Source organism: Cronobacter turicensis, from assembly GCF_041222865.1.
GTDB classification, from domain to species: Bacteria; Pseudomonadota; Gammaproteobacteria; order Enterobacterales; family Enterobacteriaceae; genus Cronobacter; species Cronobacter turicensis.
Genome location: NZ_CP165997.1, coordinates 1363139 through 1382080, shown reverse-complemented (window position 1 = coordinate 1382080; position 18942 = coordinate 1363139). Strand labels below are relative to the sequence as shown.

General features: G+C 58.4%; 12 protein-coding genes. 4 read left to right on the top strand and 8 right to left on the bottom strand.

Going from position 1 to position 18942, the window contains the following annotated elements; genetic code table 11:
* Position 1: 1 nt before the first annotated feature.
* Together norW and norV are read right to left on the bottom strand one after the other, a co-directional pair.
* Entirely contained in the window at positions 2-1144 is a 1143-nt protein-coding gene (gene norW, locus AB8W27_RS06625) for an NADH:flavorubredoxin reductase NorW (RefSeq protein ID WP_015741888.1), read from the bottom strand.
* Between the two features lie 3 nt (positions 1145-1147).
* Positions 1148-2581, bottom strand: coding sequence for an anaerobic nitric oxide reductase flavorubredoxin (norV, locus tag AB8W27_RS06620; protein WP_015741889.1), 1434 nt, complete (start codon positions 2579-2581; stop codon positions 1148-1150).
* A gap of 157 nt (positions 2582-2738) precedes the next feature.
* Between norV and norR the strand changes: the two genes are divergently transcribed.
* Both norR and AB8W27_RS06610 read left to right on the top strand, forming a co-directional pair.
* Entirely contained in the window at positions 2739-4256 is a 1518-nt protein-coding gene (norR, locus tag AB8W27_RS06615; RefSeq protein ID WP_015741890.1) for a nitric oxide reductase transcriptional regulator NorR, read from the top strand.
* A gap of 108 nt (positions 4257-4364) precedes the next feature.
* On the top strand, positions 4365-5858 hold the full coding sequence (locus AB8W27_RS06610) for a SulP family inorganic anion transporter (protein WP_015741891.1): 1494 nt from the start codon (positions 4365-4367) through the stop codon (positions 5856-5858).
* Between the two features lie 76 nt (positions 5859-5934).
* Here the strand turns inward: AB8W27_RS06610 and AB8W27_RS06605 are convergent, their stop codons facing one another.
* From AB8W27_RS06605 to AB8W27_RS06585, 5 genes are all read right to left on the bottom strand, one after another.
* Entirely contained in the window at positions 5935-7581 is a 1647-nt protein-coding gene (locus AB8W27_RS06605) for a multidrug ABC transporter permease/ATP-binding protein (protein WP_015741892.1), read from the bottom strand.
* Positions 7582-7659: 78 nt separating this feature from the next.
* A complete protein-coding gene (gene alkB / locus AB8W27_RS06600) occupies positions 7660-8304 on the bottom strand; it encodes a DNA oxidative demethylase AlkB (protein WP_015741893.1) in 645 nt (214 codons plus the stop codon).
* Entirely contained in the window at positions 8304-9368 is a 1065-nt protein-coding gene (gene ada / locus AB8W27_RS06595; protein WP_015741894.1) for a bifunctional DNA-binding transcriptional regulator/O6-methylguanine-DNA methyltransferase Ada, read from the bottom strand. The genes alkB and ada overlap by 1 nt, the downstream gene beginning before the upstream one ends.
* A gap of 72 nt (positions 9369-9440) precedes the next feature.
* Positions 9441-10484 (bottom strand): FAD:protein FMN transferase ApbE, encoded by a 1044-nt coding sequence (apbE, locus tag AB8W27_RS06590; protein WP_015741895.1) that lies wholly within the window; start codon positions 10482-10484, stop codon positions 9441-9443.
* Between the two features lie 96 nt (positions 10485-10580).
* A complete protein-coding gene (locus AB8W27_RS06585) occupies positions 10581-11720 on the bottom strand; it encodes a porin OmpC (RefSeq protein WP_041923754.1) in 1140 nt (379 codons plus the stop codon).
* Positions 11721-12561: 841 nt separating this feature from the next.
* On the opposite strand from AB8W27_RS06585, the gene rcsD reads away from it, so the two are divergent.
* Both rcsD and rcsB read left to right on the top strand, forming a co-directional pair.
* Positions 12562-15216 carry a phosphotransferase RcsD gene (gene rcsD, locus AB8W27_RS06580; RefSeq protein WP_041923755.1) on the top strand — a complete coding sequence of 885 codons (2655 nt, stop codon included), beginning with the start codon at positions 12562-12564 and terminating at the stop codon, positions 15214-15216.
* Between the two features lie 16 nt (positions 15217-15232).
* Positions 15233-15883: a response regulator transcription factor RcsB gene (gene rcsB / locus AB8W27_RS06575; protein WP_007762679.1), complete on the top strand. Its 651-nt coding sequence runs from the start codon at positions 15233-15235 to the stop codon at positions 15881-15883.
* A 178-nt stretch (positions 15884-16061) separates the two neighbouring features.
* Here the strand turns inward: rcsB and rcsC are convergent, their stop codons facing one another.
* Complete coding sequence (gene rcsC, locus AB8W27_RS06570; protein WP_041923756.1) at positions 16062-18911, bottom strand: two-component system sensor histidine kinase RcsC; 2850 nt, start codon at positions 18909-18911, stop codon at positions 16062-16064.
* Positions 18912-18942: the final 31 nt, after the last annotated feature.

Here is an 18942-nt window from a genome sequence, read left to right as displayed (position 1 = left end):
CTCAGGCGTTCGCCGCGTTCAGGGCTTTGAGCAGGCCAAACGCCTGCTTCATCTGGTCCTCACTCACCACGAAACCACGCAGCACGCCCTGCCCGTCCATGCCGCGCGCGATAATGCCGCCAGGGCTTATGCACACCTCCCATGTCAGCTCCTGGTTGCCGGTATCGCCCGCCAGATGCAGCGGCATCAGCGGCGTTTTCACTTTGACGAGCATCGCAGGCAGCGTCAGGTTTTGCGCAGCGCCGGTAAGGTTTCTGGCGAGCGTCATGGCGCACAGCTGTGCTGGTTGCAGGAATGGCAGCAGTTGCCCGCGGATCTCCGCGCAGTCGCCGAGCGCGTAGATATCCGGATGGCTGGTGGCAAGCCGGTCATCCACCACGATCCCGCGCCCGGTCACCAGCCCGGCGCGCTGAGCGAGCGTTAAATCGGGCCGCAGGCCAATGGCGCAGACCACCGCGTCAACGCTCTGCTGATGCCCGTCGGTAAGCGTCGCCACCAGCGAATCGTGATGGCGCGCGAGCGACGACAGGCCCGTGCTGAGCCGCAGCGTTACGCCGTGTTGCATCAGCACCGTTTGCAGGCGGGCGCTGATTTCCGGTATCAGTATTGATGAGAGCAGGCTCGTGCTGGTATCCACCAGCGTCACCTGTTTCCCGGCGCGGTTCAGATCCATCGCAAGCTCGGTGCCAATCAGCCCGCCGCCCAGCACCAGCACGCGTCTGGCGTCGCGTAGCGCCGCCTCGCAGCGGCGATACTCCTGCTGGCTGTTGAGCGTAAACATCAGCTCGCTGCCGCTCACTGGCGGCACAATCGCCTGCGCGCCGGTGGCGAGTACCAGTTGCTGCCAGGAGAAAGTGCCGGCGCTGGTTTCCACGGTGCGCGCGGCGGTGTCGATAGCCGTCACCTGCGTCAACGGATGCAACGCAATGTCATTCTGTTCCGCCCACTCGCCTGCGCGCTGGCGGGTGAGATCGTCCGCGCGCTGCCCGTTAGTAAACACATGGCTGAGATCGGGTTTGTTATAGTCATCGCCGCTGTCCGCCGTGATAAGCCGGATCGGACGGGTCCTGTCCTGCTGGCGCAGGTGGCGCACCAGCTGGCGGGCGGCAAAGCCCGCGCCGATAATAATCAGTTCCTCACGCATGGTTCAGCCCTCGTAAACGTCAAAGACCGATTTACCGATGCCGCATTCCGGGCAGAGGAACGTCTCCGGCACGTCATCCCATAACGTCCCTGGCGCGACATCCTGATTCGGCTCGCCCTTCGCCGGATCGTAGACCCACTGGCAGACGGTACAGATCATGCACTGCCCTGCCAGTTCGTCCGGCTCCTGAATGCTCACGCCGGACGCTTCAGCGATTGCTGGCGCGGCGACAGGCAGCGGCGATAACGCCCAGGCGCGCGCGATTTCGCGGCCATGCTCGCGGCAGATTTCCAGCGCGTCGAGATCCGGGCGCCACTTGGCTTTCAGGCTGAGCGACATCTCAAACCCGGCATCCTGCAGGCGGGTGGAAAGCCGGTCGACTGCGCCGCCGCTCCAGCCGTGTGAGCCAAACGCGCTGGCGCGCTTGTTGCGAAAACGCAGACCGGTCATCTCTTCTACCAGCCCGGCGATTTTCGGCATCATCACGTTGTTCATGGTGGAGGTGCCGACCAGCACGCCTTTAGATCGGAAAACATGCGTGAGGATTTCGTTTTTATCGCTGCGGGCGACGTTGAAAATTTTGACGGCCACGCGCGGGTCCACCTCGTTAATACCCTGAGCAATCGCATCCGCCATCAGACGGGTATTACCAGACATGGTGTCGTAGAAAATCGTAATGCGATCTTCCTGATAATCCGCCGCCCATTTCAGGTACAGCTCCACTATCTGCGTCGGGTTATCACGCCACACCACGCCGTGAGAGGTGGCAATCATCTCCACCGGCAGGTTGAAGCCAAGAATTTCGGTGATTTTCGGCGTCACCAGGCGGCTGAACGGCGTGAGGATGTTGGCGTAGTAGCGCTGGCACTGTTCAAACAGCTCAGCCTGATCCACTTCATCGTTGAACAGATGCTCATCACAGTAGTGCTGGCCGAAGGCATCATTGCTGAACAGCACCGCGTCGCCGGTCAGGTATGTCATCATGCTGTCGGGCCAGTGAAGCATCGGCGTTTCAACAAAGATGAGTTTTTTGCCGTTGCCGATGTCCAGCGTGTCGCCGGTTTTCACCACGTTGAAGTTCCACTCCGGATGGTGGTGGTGGCCGTTAATGGAATCGATGCCGTTGGCGGTGCAGTAGATTGGCGTATCCGGAATGCAGTTCATCAGCTCAGAAAGCGCGCCGGCGTGATCTTCCTCGGCGTGGTTGATAATGATGTAGTCGATATCCGCCAGATCGATTTCGCTGCGCAGGTTGTTAACAAAATCCCGGCTGAATTTATGGTCAACGGTATCGATCAGGACGTTTTTCTCTTCGCGAATGAGGTAGCTGTTATAGCTGCTGCCTTTTAAGGTTTTGTACTCGGTGCCGTGAAAATCGCGCACTTCCCAGTCGCGCTGGCCAACCCAAAAAATGTTGTTTTTGACATGAATGTTCATTGCAAGGTTCCTCTGAAATAATCTGGTTTGCATCAGTTATTGCAGGGAGCGTGCCAGTTTTTAATAGACTGATTTTAAAGAATTTATAAATTGATGATTGTCAAAATGACTACCACAGAGTATTGTTTTTTTGACACTCTATTGTGGAATTGACACGATGACGCTCTCTGCCCAGTCTCTCGCCGCGCTGGCGGTCGATATGCAAAACGGCCTGCCGGGGCGCGACCGCTTTAACCGTATGATCGCCAGCATTCACCGCCTGTTGCACTGCGACGCCACCGCGCTTTTGCGCTATGAAGACCGCCAGTTCCGCCCGCTGGCGACGGCGGGCCTCGCCCCGGATGTAATGGGCCGCCGCTTCAGCCTGGCGGCGCATCCGCGCCTCGAAGCTATCGCGCGGGCAGGCGACGTGGTGCGCTTTCCCGCCGACAGCTTTCTGCCGGACCCTTACGACGGGCTGATCCCGGAGCGCCAGGAGCTGCATGTGCACGCCTGCGTCGGAATGCCGCTGTTCTCCGGGCAGACGCTGATCGGCGCGCTGACGCTGGACGGCATGAGCGCCACGCAGTTTGATGCTTACAGCGATGATGAACTGCGCGGCGTGGCAAGCCTTGCGGGTAGCGCGCTGCACAACGCGCTACTGGTGGAACAGCTGGAGAAAACCGCTGCGCCCTTTAGCCGTGCGCTGGAGAATGTACAGCCGGATGAGCGGCTGGAGATGATTGGCGAGTCGGCCCCGATGCAGCAGCTGAAAAAAGAGATATCGCTGGTGGCGCCGTCGGATCTCAACGTGCTCGTGCTTGGCGAAACCGGCGTCGGCAAAGAACTGGTGGCGCGCGAGCTACACGCGCAGTCCGCCAGAGCCGCGAATCCGCTGGTTTACGTCAACTGCGCCGCCCTGCCGGAAAGCGTGGCGGAGAGCGAGCTATTCGGGCATGTCAAAGGCGCGTTCACTGGCGCTATCCACGACAGGCGCGGCAAATTTGAACTGGCCGATAACGGCACGCTGTTTCTTGATGAAGTGGGCGAGCTGCCGCTGACGCTACAGGCGAAACTACTGCGCGCGCTGCAATATGGCGATGTGCAGCGCGTCGGCGAAGATAAACTGCTGCGGGTGGACGTGCGCATTGTCGCCGCCACTAACCGCGACCTGCGGGACGCCGTGGCCCAGGGCGGTTTTCGCGCCGATCTCTACCATCGCCTGAGCGTCTTTCCGCTCCACGTACCGGCGCTTCGCGAGCGCGGTGACGATATCCTGCTGCTGGCGGGCTATTTCTGCGAGAAATGCCGGGTGAAGTTCGGCCTGAACCGCGTGGCGCTGAGCCCGCAGGCAAGCGAGTGGCTGATGGCGCAGCGCTGGCCGGGCAATATTCGCGAGCTTGAACACGCGCTTTACCGGGCGATTATCGTGGCGCAGGCCGCGAGCCGCGGGCCGGAGCTGCTGCTGCAGGCGCACCACTTCGCTCCAGGCGCCAGCGTTATCGCGCCGCGCGAGACCCCGGCCGCCGCCGCGCCGCCGGTCGAAAACCTTCAGCACGCCACGCGCCAGTTTCAGCGCGATTACATTCAGCGCGCGCTGCATGTTGCCGGTAATAACTGGGCGGCCTGCGCCCGGCTGCTGGAGATGGATCCCGGCAACCTGCACCGGCTCGCGCGCAAGCTCGGCCTGAAGTAACCACCTCCGTTTAGCAAGGCTGGCGTTTTGCCGCCTTGCTCTGTACCATCGCCCGTCCCTGCTGCCCGCAAAGGGCGGCGCTCATGATAAAAACACCTGCAAATACTCATGTCTGATACTCAAACTGCGGCTCGGGCGGTGCCTGAGCTTTCTGTAGCGCATGTACTGCGCACGCCGCGCCTGCTGATGCGCGAAACGCTGGCGGGCATTCTGACTGCGCTGGCGCTGATCCCGGAAGTTATCTCGTTCTCCGTGATTGCGGGCGTCGACCCGAAAGTCAGCCTGGTGGCGTCTATTGTGCTGTGCTTCAGCATGTCTCTGCTTGGCGGGCGTCCGGCCATGGTGACGGCGGCGGCAGGCTCGGTGGCGCTGGTCATCGGCCCGATGGTGCATCAGCACGGCGTCGGCTACATTCTCCCTGCCCTGGTGCTGGGCGGCATCATCCAGATCCTCTTCGGGCTGTGTGGGCTGGCGCGCATGATGCGCTACATTCCGCGCTCTGTGATGACCGGCTTTGTGAACGCGCTCGGCATTCTGATTTTCATGGCCCAGGTGCCGCACGTCTGGGGGCAGAGTCAGATGGTCTGGCTGCTGTTCGCCGCCACGCTCGCCATCGTACTTTTGCTGCCGCGCGTCACCAAAAGCGTGCCATCGCCGCTGGTGGCGATTGTCGCGATAACCGTCATCGCCTGGGTGTGCGGCCTGACGCCGCCGACCGTTGGCGACGAAGGCCCGATGACGCCGGGCCTGCCAGGCTTCACGCAACTGCGGGTGCCGCTCAATCTGGATACGCTGCATATCATCTGGCCCTGCGCGCTGAGCATCGCGTTTGTCGGGCTGATGGAGTCGCTTTTAACGGCGCGTCTGGTGGATGACATCACCGATACGCCGTCCAGCAAGCGCCGCGAATGCTGGGGGCTGGGTGTCGCCAATATCCTGAGCGGGTTTTATGGCGGCATCGGCGGCTGCGCGATGATCGGCCAGACGGTGGTGAACGTGGAGCTGGGCCGCGCCCGCTCGCGCTTTTCCACTATCGCCGCGGCGCTGGTGCTGCTGCTGATGGTGACCGGGCTGAGCGCCGTGATGGCGCAGATCCCGATGGTCGTGCTGGCGGGCATTATGATGGTGGTCGCGGCGAAAACGCTGAACTGGCACAGCATCGCGCCTGCCACGCTCAAGCGGATGCCGGTGTCTGAAACGCTGGTGATGGTCGTCACCGTCATCGCCACCGTCTGGACCGGCAACCTCGCCATTGGCGTGGCGGGCGGCGTGTTGTTTGCGATGATGCTCTTCGCGCGTCGTGTCGCCCATGTGGTGCGCGCCGAGCGCGAAATTATCGATAACGGCAACGCGGTGCGCTACCGGGTGCGCGGCCCGCTGTTTTTCGCAAGCAGCAACGATCTCTACGAGCATTTCCGTTACGCGGAAGATCCGGCGCGGGTGATTATCGATTTAACCCATGCGCAGATCTGGGACGCCTCGACCGTCGCGGCGCTGGACGCCATCGAAACCCACTACCAGCGCTATAACGCGAAAGTGGAAATTGACGGGCTGGATATGCGCAGCCACGAATTCCACCAGCGGCTGAGCGGCAAGCTCTGAAAAAAAACCACCGACAGCGCGGTGGTTTCAGGCTCGGTAAGGCGGAAAGGACTTCCGCCTTTTTTATGCGCGCGGGTTAGCTGCCGGTGCGCGCCAGCACATCGCGGCTGGCGAGCTGGCGCTCTTCGCCGGTGAGCTCGGACAACACGCCCTGGCGCATCTCCAGCAGCCGGTCGGCATGGATGAAATAGTGATCGTCATGGCTGATGGCGAACACGGTTTTGCCCATCTCTTTCATCAGCGGCAACAACACCTGATAGAACTCACGGCGGAAATGCGGGTCCTGATCGGCGGCCCACTCATCCAGCAGGATGATATCGCGCCCTTCCGCCAGCGCCAGCAGCAGCGCCACGCGCTTTTTCTGCCCTTTTGAGAGTTTCAGGTTGAGGATTTTGCCGTTCTCAAGCGTTAGTTTATTGACCATTTTCAGACGTTCCAGCCAGCTTCCCACAAGCGCAGGATCCGCCTCTTCGCCGCCGGGGCCGAGCAGTTTGTCAAACAGCCAGACATCGGTGAACACCGCCGAGAAGTGCTGGCGGTACGCGTTCATATCATTTGCGGTGACCGGTTTGCCGTCGATCAGGATCTCGCCGGAAGCGGGTTCATACAGCCCGGTTAAGAGCATCGCGAGCGTGGATTTGCCGCTGCCGTTGCCGCCAATGAGGAACAGCAGCTCGCCGCGGTGAAGGGTGAGATTAATCGGCCCAACGCTGAAACTGCCGTCGTGGTAAGTAAAGGTGACGTCACGTAATTCCAGCTGCTGCCAGCCATCATTGCGCGCCGGGCGTTCAAATTCAGGCTCATAAGGCGCGAGCTGGAACTGTTTGAGTTTATTAAACGCCACCTGGGCGGAGAGCAGCGTCGGTAGCGCGCCCATCGCCGAAAGCAGCGGCGTGCGCAAAAAGAGCAGCGCCAGCGAATAGGTGGCCGCGACCGTAGTGTCGGCCCAGCCGAGTCCGTTCGCCATCCAGAACACCAGGCCAATCACGCCGAGCATCATGATATTCGACCAGTTAACGGCGCTCAGGTGGAAGGTGTCGGCGCGGATAATATGATCGCGATAGCGCTGCGCGTCCGGTTTGTAGATCTTGTCGAAGAGATACTCCGCGCGCTCGCGATTAAGCGAAAGCTCTTTGCGCCCTTCCAGCACGGTCTGGAAATCCTCATACAGGCTGTCTTCCACTTCGCGAAGCGTGGCGAGATGCTTATAGACGCGCTGCACCAGCAGATAGCCTGTCCAGAGCGTTACGGCTATCCACAGCGCGGTCACCAGCAACATTTTGCCGGACAGCCAGCCGAGATACGCGGCGCTGCCGATGGTCAGGATAATGCCCTGTACCAGCTCCGGCAGACGCACAAACGCGACGGTGATGTTGCGCACGTCGCTCGACAGCCCCGCCAGCAGCGTGGCGCTGCCAAGCTTTTCTATCTGCTCGACCGGCGTATCCATAATGCGCTTGATAAATTCGCTGCGCAGCCGGTAGACGAAGTGGTGGCCGAGCATGGTCAGCGCCAGCTGCGAACCGAGCGTCACCGCCATCAGCAGCACCAGAAGGCCAAGGAATTCCGGCAACACCGAGGCGGTGAGATCGACGGTTTCAATCAGGCGTTGATTAATAAAGGCGATAAGCCCGATACCGAGCGCCGCGCTGGCGAGGCTCAGCGCGAGCACCAGAGAAAACGGCCAGCGATACTGGCGCCAGACGAGGCGCAGAAGTTCCATAAATAAACATGACTCAGGCAGTGAAAACTGCGAGCAGTTTAAACGGCTGCGCGTTCACATCAAGAATAATTCTTATTTTTATTTGCGTGCCTGGCGGAACGTCAGGTTATAGCGATATTCTCCGGTCGTCGGGTGCTGTCCGGGCTTAAGTGGCTGTATGCCATGGTAAAAAAGCCGCGACGGCCCGCCCCATACCACCACGTCGCCATGCTCCAGCAAGAGACGCTTTAGCGGATCGTTGCGTTTCAGGCCGCCGAACTGAAACACGGCGGGCAGGCCAAGCGAAACGGAGACAATCGGCGCGCGCAGATCCGGCTCGTCTTTATCCTGATGCAGCGACAGCTTCGCGCCCGGCGCGTAGCGGTTGATAAGGCAGGCATCCGGCGTGAAATCGGGATAACCCGCCGCACGCGCGGCCGCGTCGCACAGCGTGCGAAAGGCGTCGGGCATCGCGGGCCAGGGCGCGCCGGTTTGCGGATCGACCTGCGCGTACAGGTAGCCTTTCAGATTGGTGCTCCAGCCCACCTCGCCGCAGTTGGTCATCGCGACCGACATGGTATAGCCGCCGGGCGTCACCATATGACGAAACGGCGAGCGGGCCGCGACGGCGTCAATGCCCGCCATCAGCGCGGGCGCCGGGGCCAGCGCGAAACGGCGCAGCACGACCGCGCCGTCGGCGAGCGGTTCCTGCCAGGGTTCAGCATCGGCAAAGAGATCGAGCATTACTTCTCCTGTTCACGTTCGCGGGCGAGCAGCCGCGCCTTACGGTCTGCGCCCCAGCGGTAGCCGGAAAGCGCGCCGTCGCGGCGCACCACCCGGTGACACGGCACGACGATCGCCAGTTTATTGGCCGCGCAGGCGCTGGCGACGGCGCGCACCGCCTGCGGGTTGCCGGTACGTTCGGCGAGCGTCTGGTAGCTGATGGTGCTGCCGGGCGGCACCGCCTGTAGCGCCTGCCAGACGCGCAGCTGAAACGCGGTGCCGCGTAAGTCGAGCGGCAGCGCCAGTTCGCCCTGCGGCGCATCGAGCCATGCGGTGACCTGCGCCACCTGCGCGCTGAATGTTGCATCCGGCGCGAGACGCTCCGCGTGCGGGAAAATCGTCGCAAGCTCGGCTTCCAGCGCCGCGGCGTCATCCGCCAGCAGTACGGCGCACAGGCCGCGGTCGCTTGCTGCCACCAGACATAACCCGGCCTCGCAGGGCGCGATGGCGTAGCGAATCGCTATTTTCTCGCCGCCGCGCCGGTACTGCCGCGGGCTCATCCCCAGCGCCCGGTCGGCGTCGCGGTAGAGCGCGCTGCCGGAGGAAAACCCGGCCTCCCAGAGCGAATCGGTGACGCTCATGCCGCCGCGCAGCGCCGCCTGCAGTTTTTGCGCGCGTCGCGCATTTTGCCAGGCTTTCGGCGTCATGCCGGTCAGCGCCTTAAACTCGCGATGAAAATGATACGGGCTCATGGCGGCGCTTTCGGCAAGCGTTGCAAGCGTCAGCGGCGCGTCGCTGTGTTCCATTAGCCGACACGCCGCTGCGATGCGCTGCGCTTTTTGCGCCTGCGGCGTGAGCCCTGCCGGCTGGCACCGTTTACAGGGGCGAAAGCCCGCCGCGCCGGCCGCCGCCGCATCCGGATAAAAACGGACGTTTTCGCGAAGCGGCCTGCGCGCCCGGCACGACGGGCGGCAGAAAATGCCGGTCGTCACCACCGCGAAGACAAAGGCATTATCGGCACGCGGGTCGCGGTTTTCCACCGCCTCCCAGCGGGCGTGATCGCTGGTAAAATCGGTTACGTTCATGGCGCTCTCCTTCTTACAGGTTAGCGTGAGTTTGCCCGATCAGCCGCCTGCGAAAACGCCTCTTCTTGCTTTTTAATTTTCAGTTTGCTCAATAAAGCTTGTGAACTGCGGCGACATCCAGGTCGTGAAGCCGTCGCCCTCGCGGGTGATGAAATAGACCGCGAGCTTCTCGCGCAGCGCCACGGCTTTCGCTTTTTCCGGGCCAAGCACCATCAGGCCCGTATCCCAGGCGTCCGCTTCCAGCGCGGTCGGCGAAATCACCGTCACCGAGACCAGCTTATGCGTAATGGGCCGTCCGGTGGCGGGATCGATAACATGTGAAAGGCGTTTGCCGTCGAGCTCATAATAGTTGCGGTAGCTGCCGGAGGTGCTGATGCCGTGACCGTTGATATCCACCACCGCCTGGATGGCGTTTTCCCGGTCGGTCGGCTTCTGGATAGCCACGCGCCACGGCTGGCCGCCGGGGTTCATACCGCGGCTCGCAAGCGCGCCGCCTACCGACACCAGATAGCGGCTGATCCCCTCTTCTTCCATCAGGCGCGCCAGATGATCGGCTGCGTAGCCTTCACCGACGGTGGAGAGATCGACATAGAGATCGGGCATATCTTTTTGCAGCCACTGCTGCCCGGATCCGTTAATAACTTTCAGGTGCGACAGGCCGGTACGCGCGCGGGCCACGTCGATTTGCGCCTGATTCGGCGTTTTCACCGGCTGTTTATCCGGCCCGAAGCCCCAGAGGTTAACCAGCGGCCCGATGGTGATATCCATGGCGTTATCGGTTTTCGCGCCGACGCGCAGCGATTCGGTCACGATATCCGCCATCGCCTCGTCCACCGGCCAGGGCGCCGTCGTGCGGGCGTGATTAAAGCGCATCAGCGCGGAGTCGTCTTTCCAGGTAGAAAGGAGTTGGTCGTCGGCGTCGAGCCGCGCCTGGATTTTTTGACGCAGATCGCTTGCGCGCGCCGCATCGACGTTTGCCAGACTGACGCGCCAAGACGTGCCCATGGTTTTACCTTCCAGCACCAGCGCCTGCGGGGCGGATGTCGGGGCGTTATCACAGCCTGCGGCCATTAAAGCGGCGGCCAGCAGCATGGTTCGTAAACCGGGTAATTTCACGCGTTTCTCCTCTGTAACGGCGGCCCAAGGTTACCTTATTTTCTTCAGACATAAAAAAAGGAGCCCGCAGGCTCCTTTTGCACATCAGGTCGGGGATTAGAACTGGTAAACCAGGCCTACCGCTACGACGTCATCGGTGCCGATACCAGCCTGACGGGTGAATTTGTTGTCATCCAGCAGGTTGATTTTGTAATCCACGAAGGTGGACATGTTTTTGTTGAAGTAGTAAGTCGCGCCAACATCAACATATTTCAGCAGATCCTGGTCGCCGAAAGATTCGCCAGTAGTTTTGTTGGCGATGTCTTTACCGCGGGACTGCAGGTAAGCCACGGACGGACGCAGGCCGAAGTCGAACTGGTACTGTGCAACCACTTCGAAGTTCTGCGCTTTGTCAGCGAAGCCGTAGATGTTGCTGCGGTCGCCGTTAGAAGTACCGAAACGGGTCGCGTTGTAAGTCTGGGAGTACTGCGCCGCCAGGTAGATGTTGTTAGCGTCGTATTTCAGGCCGCCAGAGTAAACTTCCGCATGATCGCCTTCGCCGAACAGCGCAGCATTGCTGGCGTTCTGGTCAGCGGTACGTTTGGACGTCGCCATCGCGCCACCCACGCTGAAGCCTTCGCCCAGATCGTAGGTCAGGGACATGCCGTAACCGTCGCCGTTCTGTTTCAGCAGGCTGCGACCGCCGGTGGAGTCGTTTTCACCAGAAACGCTGCCGTTTTTACCCTGGTACTGCAGGGCGAAGTTCAGGCCGTCAACCAGACCGAAGAAGTCGGTGTTGCGGTAAGTTGCGATACCGTTGCCACGAGACTGCAGGAAGTTGTCAGCGCCGTAGGTGTCGCCGCCGAATTCCGGCAGAACGTCGGTCCAGGAGGTGACGTCATAGATAACGCCGTAGTTACGACCGTAGTCGAAAGAACCGGCATCGCCGAATTTCAGGCCTGCGAACGCCACACGGGTCCAGGACTGGTTGTCGTTTTCAGCGGTGTTGCCCTGGATCTGATATTCCCACTGGCCGTAACCAGTAATCTGATCGTTAACCTGGGTTTCGCCTTTGAAACCGATACGCATGTAGGTCTGATCGCCGTCAGCGCCTTTGTCGTCAGAGAAGTAGTGTTCAGCGTCAACTTTACCGAACAGATCTAATTTGTTGCCGTCTTTATTATAAATTTCTGCCGCATTGACGCTGCCTGCAACCAGCAGAGCCGGGACCAGCAGTGAGAGAACTTTAACTTTCATTATATTAACCCTCTGTTATATGCCTTTATATACTTATTATTGCCACTGCTCACTAATTCATGGAACTAGCGGGCGAATCCATTGTCCGAAACCGGAGCCGAATAATCCAACAGGAATATGATACGAAAACTTTTTAGGTGTTTCATAATGCCTACAAAATGTAACAAAATATTAATACGGCGGAACTTTTTTTCGCACTAATCGCTAAATATATTCGCACTAATTATCAAGAAATGCCTAATAACCAATACAAATCAATAAGATAGCCATTAAGATTATTTACCGCACTGAATGACAAAACCAAATAAGAAGAGTTCACTAGAATTACTCCCGCTATCATCATTAACTTTATTTATTACCGTCATTCAGATCTGAATGTTCGTTTTACCCCTATTACCGCCGGATGCTCGCATCCGGCATTTTTTTTGCCCTGAGATTCAGGTTCAACTATTTTTGGGTAAATTCGCGTAAAGTTAACGACTATTAAACAATCATATTGCTGCTATTTTGTTCGCCTGCGAATGAATTTTCACTAATAGCGCCCTGCTCCGCTTCTCATTCTCCTGCCCAACAGGCTCCCTGAGCCGTAGTTTCAGACCGTTCTCACCATCTGGTAAATCATACGTTTCGCTTTATACTTCATTGTTTGCGATACTGTTAAAAGAAGACAGCTGTCGCCTCCGACAGGCCCTGTGCTACGGGCGTCGCGCTCTGGTTCATCGCGACGTTGCAGGACAAGAAGGCAAAAAAATGGATAGCTGCCGCCGGCGCAGCACGGTTCTTTATTCTTTACACGGCGCAGGCCGGTGGATTACGCACAATAATGAGTCAGCCAGACGCAATGATCCCCAATAAATTTTCCCTTATGCCGGGCAGTATTACCCGTTTCTTCTTATTACTGATTGTGGTGTTGCTGGTGACGATGGGCGTGATGGTCCAGAGCGCCGTTAACGCCTGGCTGAAAGACAAGAGCTACCAGATAGTCGACATCTCCCACGCGCTGCATAAACGGATCGATACCTACCGTTACGCCACCTGGCAGATTTACGACAACATTGGCGCCAGCGCGGCGGGCCAGAATGGCGAAGGCTTACAGGAAACGCGCCTGCGTCAGGATGTCTATTATCTTGAAAAACCGCACCGCAAAACCGAAGCGCTGATTTTCGGCTCTCACGACAGCTCGACGCTCGATATGACGCAGCGGATTTCGAGCTATCTGGATACCCTGTGGGGCGCTGAAGGCGCGCCATGGTCGATGTATTATCTGAACGGCCAGGATAACAGCATGATCCTGGTTTCGACGCTGCCGTTAAAAGATCTCTCGGCGGGCTTTAAAGAAAACTCCATTAACGCGATTGCCGATTCACGCCGCGCCGAGATGCTTCAGCAGGCCAACGCGCTGGATGAACGCGAAAGCTTCTCTCCGTTACGCAAACTCGCCTGGCAGAACGGCCACTATTTCACGCTGCGCACGACCTTTAACCAGCCGGGTCATCTGGCAACCGTGGTGGCGTTCGACGTGCCGATTAACGATCTCATCCCGCCAGGCATGCCGCTTGAGAGTTTCCGCCTGGAGCCTGACAGCAGCCAGAACGCCCTGGCGGGTCAGAATAAAGAAGATCCGGACAGCGTCACCATTAATTTCAACAGCAATCGTATTGAGATCTCCTCGGCGCTGACCAGTACGCAGCTGCGCATCATCTGGGAAGTACCGTTCGGCGCGCTGCTGATGGAGACGCTGCAAAATATCCTGCTGCCGCTGCTGCTAAATATCGGCCTGCTGGCGCTGGCGCTGTTTGGCTATACCACCTTCCGCCACCAGCCGAGCCGTCCGGTAGAGACCGTCACCACCAGCGCGAATAATGCGGAGCTGCAAATGCTGCGCGCGCTGAATGAAGAGATTTTAAGCGTGCTGCCGCTGGGGCTGCTGGTTCACGATCAGGAATCCAGCCGCACCATTATGAGCAATAAAATTGCCGACCACCTGCTGCCGCACCTGAATCTGCAAAACATTACCTCGATGGCGGATCAACATCAGGGCATTATTCAGGCGACGGTGAATAACGAGCTGTATGAGATCCGACTGTTCCGCAGCCAGGTAGTGCCGCGCACCCAGATTTTCATAATTCGCGATCAGGATCGTGAAATTCTGGTGAATAAAAAGCTCAAGCAGGCGCAGCGCCTGTACGAGAAAAACCAGCAGGGCCGCTCCGCGTTCATGCAGAATATTGGCGCGGCACTGAAAGAGCCGACCCAGCAGCTTGCGCAGCAGGCGGCGCTTATCGAGGCGCCGGAAAGCCAGGTGCTTGCCGAGCAGGCCGAGCGTATTGCGCGTCTGGTCGATGAAATTCAGCTGGTGAATCAGCTGGAGGCGGATTTCTGGCGCCCGACGCCGACCGACTTCACCATTCAGGATCTTATCGATGAAGTGGTGCCGGAAGTGCTGCCGGTCATCAAGCGTAAGGGCCTGCAACTGCTCATCAACAACCAGCTCGCCGCCAACGAAGAACGCCACGGCGATCGCGAGGCGCTGCGCAAAGTGCTGTTGATGCTGCTGCACTACTCCGTCACCACGACGCAGATTGGCAAAATTACGCTGGAGATTATGGCGGAAGAAGGCGCGCGTGAGCGTCTGCTGTTCCGCGTGCTGGATACCGGCGAGGGCATCAGCAACAGCGAAATCGACAACCTGCACTTCCCGTTCCTGAACGACACCTCGACCGATCAGTTCGGCAAAGCCAACGGTCTCACCTTCTATCTCTGCAACCAGCTGGCGCGCCGCCTCGGCGGTCATCTGAATATCAAAGCCCGCAAAGAGCTGGGCACGCGCTATTCGCTGCACGTGACGATGCCGGTGGAGCCGATGGAAACCGAAGAGAGCGACGAGCGCCTGCTGGATGACGTGATTGCGATGATCGATATTACGTCGAATGAAGTGCGTAATGTGGTGGTGCGCCAGCTTGAACAGTGGGGCGCGTCCTGCATCACGCCGGACGAAAGGTTATCAAGTCAAGAGTACGATATATTTTTAACGGATAATCCGTCTAATCTTACTGCCAACGGCCTGCTTTTAAGCGATGATGAGGCCGGCGTTCGACGCATCGGACCGGGACAGCTGCGCGTCAACTTTAATATTAGTCACGCCATGCAGGAAGCAGTGCTACAACTTATTGAAGAGCAACTGGCGCAGGAAGATATTCCTGAATCCCCAATGGGCGGCGATGAAAATGCGCAGCTCCATGCCAGTGGCTATTATGCGCTGTTCGTCGATACGGTACCGGATGATGTTCAGAGATTGTATACTGAATCGTCCGCCGGTGATTTTGCTGCGCTGGCGCAGACAGCGCACCGCCTGAAGGGCGTGTTCGCTATGCTGAATCTGGTTCCCGGCAAACAGTTATGTGAAACACTGGAGCATCTTATTCGCGAGAAGGATGCCACAGCCATAGAAAAATATATCAGCGACATTGACGTTTACGTCAAGAGCCTGCTGTAGCAAGGTAGCCTAATACATGAACAATATGAACGTAATTATTGCCGATGACCATCCGATTGTTCTGTTCGGCATTCGCAAATCTCTTGAACAAATCGAGTGGGTGAATGTTGTCGGTGAGTTCGAAGATTCCACAGCATTAATTAACAATTTGCCGAAGTTAGACGCGCACGTCCTTATCACCGACCTTTCCATGCCGGGCGATAAATACGGCGACGGCATTACGCTTATTAAATACATTAAGCGTCATTTCCCGACGATCTCTATTATCGTACTGACCATGAACAACAACCCGGCCATTCTGAGCGCCGTGTTGGATCTTGATATCGAAGGGATTGTTCTCAAGCAAGGCGCGCCGACCGACCTGCCGAAAGCGCTGGCGGCGCTGCAAAAAGGCAAGAAATTTACTCCGGAAAGCGTCTCCCGCCTGCTTGAGAAAATCAGCGCGGGCGGCTATGGCGATAAACGCCTGTCGCCGAAAGAGAGCGAAGTGCTGCGCCTGTTCGCAGAAGGTTTCCTGGTCACCGAAATCGCCAAGAAGCTGAACCGCAGCATTAAAACCATCAGTAGCCAGAAGAAATCGGCGATGATGAAACTCGGCGTGGATAACGATATCGCGCTGCTGAACTACCTCTCCTCCGTCAGCCTGACGCCGGCGGATAAAGAGTAACGCCTGCTGTCCCTGCCCGCCGGGCAGGGACATATCCTCTTCTCCCGCCCTGCGTTTCCCGCCGCACACGCCTTAAACAGATTAATAACCCTGAGGGTTCACGCGTGCGCGTCGCTAAACGTTCCGTTCAGACTCGTAACGTATCGCGCACCGCCGTCCGTGACGATGCGCGGCGCGATTAGCTGCGCGACTTGCGAACGCGGTCGGCATACACCGCCAGCGTCTGTTTCAGTACGTCCAGCGTCACCGGTTTAGAAAGACAGCTGTCCATTCCGGATTCCAGGCAGCGCTGTTTCTCTTCCGCGAGCGCGTTGGCGGTCACACCCACCACCGGCAGCGTCATGCCCAGCTCACGTATACGCTGCGTCAGGCGGTAACCGTCCATGTTCGGCATGTTGACGTCGCTTAAGACGATATCGATATGGTTTTTGCTGAGCACATTGAGCGCGTCCACGCCGTCATTGGCGGTACGGCACTGATAGCCCAGCGTACCGAGCTGATCGGCAAGCAGCCGGCGGTTAATCGGGTGGTCATCCACCACCAGAATCATCATATCTTCGTTCTGCTCGGCGCTGGCGGAAGCGGCAGGCAGCACAGGCTGGCTACCCGGCACCTCGACATTAATGCTGTAAATGCGGCCCAGCAGAGTCAGAAGCTCATGCGGCGCCGCGACGCTGTGCATCCAGACGCCAGGACTGCGCTCTACCGGCATCCCGATATGACGACGGCAGAAGAAAATAACCGCCCTACCCGGCCACGCCACGCAGTTTTCATCGTCGGTGATGAGGATATCGTCTTTATCCGGCGTTTCGCCGTGGTGATTCTGCACCTGAATATTGTTACGCGAGAGCAGCCCTTGCAGATATTCGCACAGCGATGCGTTGCGCACCGCGAGCCAGCAGCGTTTATGAGAGAGCCCGTCGACATTTGCCTTCGGCGGCAGCTGCGCCTGCCACAGCGGAATGCGGATCGTAAACTGGCTGCCCATGCCCGTCTCGGTATCAACCGAGATATCGCCGTCCATCATGTTGATAAGTTTTTCGCAAATAGCGAGCCCAAGCCCGGTACCCTGGAAGTTACGCTGCACGCCAGTACCCACCTGGAAGAACGGATCGAACAGCCGCACCACTTCCTTCGCCGGGATCCCGACGCCGGTATCACGCACGCGGAAGCAGAGATAGTCGCCCTGGGTGCCGACATGCAGAATAATGCAGCCGATATCCGTGAATTTAATGGCGTTGCTCAACAGGTTGGAGATCACCTGTTGCAGACGCATCGGGTCGCCCAGCAGCGTCATCGGCACGTCAGGCTCGATAAAGCAGTACAGGCCGAGTTGTTTACGCACCACCAGCGGCTGATAGTTAGCGGTGATATGGCTCATCAGTTCACGCGGGGAAAACTCGCGCGGCTCGATCTTGAGCTGTTCCGATTCGATTTTCGAGAAATCGAGAATATCGCTGATGATTTTCAGCAGCAGGCTGGAGGAGTTGTGCATCGCGGTGACGAGGCGATCCACGCCTTTCGGCAGCTCCTGCGTTTGTAGCAGATCCAGGTTACCGATTATTCCGTAGAGCGGCGTGCGCAGTTCATGGCTGACTGTCGCAAGGAACATCGATTTCGACTGGCTCGCCTGCTCGGCCGCCTGGGCCATCTCCTGCAGCGACTCTTCCATTTTGACGCGCGCCGAGACATCCACCAGCACGCAGATCGCCACGTTTTCATTGCGATAGCGCGAATGCACGAAACTGATTTGCAGGTTGGTGTTGTTGCTGGTGAGTACGTCGACGAAATTCACCTGTTGTCCGCAGATGATTTGCGTCAGCCGCTGGCGGTCTTCATGCGTCAGCATGTTCAGGTAGTTATGCGCCAGCTCGTTGGAGATAATATTGGTCCCGTCCTGGGTGCGCAGAATACAGATACCCACCGGCGCCGAGGCGACGATTTTACGGTTGAACTGCTCGTGCTCTTCCAGGCGCTGGGCGTCGTTTTCCGCCGGAATAAAAATGCGTCGCTCATACATGCGCGCCAGCGTAAACAGCACGATCCCCACCAGCACATTCAGCAGCACGGCGTTGAGGATAAGCATCCGGATGCGCTCCAGCACCAGATCAACCGGAACGGAATAGACAATGCTTAATGACGATGGCGGCAGGCTCTTTTTCAGGATCAGTTGCTTAAAGCCAGACGTATAGCCAAACCATGCGCGCTCCTGCTCCCACTCGCCGTTGCGCTCAAGGCGCGTTTCCGAACCGGTGAGTGAAAACAGCGGACGGTCGTTTTCATCGAGGATCGTCACGCCCATCGGCATGCTGCCGGGCGTAAAGAAGTTTTCAATGCGGATGGTCTGCTCAATACCCAACAGCCCCTGCAGGCGGTTCGCCAGATAGACCGGCGTCAGGGAGTAGAAGTTGCCGATGCCCGGACGCGGGCCAGGCGATACCCAGAACAGGCTGTTGCCGCGCTCATCCTGCGGCGCGTTGCGATACTTAATGATGCGCTCATGCAGCGCCTGGAGGGTTTTGTCGCGCTCAAGCGGGATCTCCCGCAGGCCGAAATCCGCCATACAGAGGTTATCGGAGCCTATCAGAAACACGCGGTTTAAATCGTAGGCGGCGGAGAAATTATCGTGCCAGTAGCGTAAAAACCAGGAGAGCGACTGCAACGAACCGCGCCAGCTGGTGCCGAGCGTATTACAGTCAGAATCGGAAAACAGCGGCACAAACGACGGCGCGGTCAGCGCATCGTTTTGCGCGCGCCCGCTTTTCATCAGCGCGTCGATATTCTCCAGCCGGTTTTCAGCCACATACTTCAGCTCTTTCATGACGTCAGAAGTGCGCTGAATATAACGCTGCGCCTGATCGTAACTCAGGTTAAATTCCTGACGAATTTCCGACTCTTTCACATGCAGCGCGCTTACGATGTAAAACACCGAAAACAGGGCGATAAGCAGCCAGAGCAGCAGCGCCAGCGCCCGGAAAAGATAGCGAGACACTTTAAGCGTCGAGCGAAAAGAGACGAAGTATTTCAAAGGGGCACCAGCTAGCCGTGAGGTATGAAAA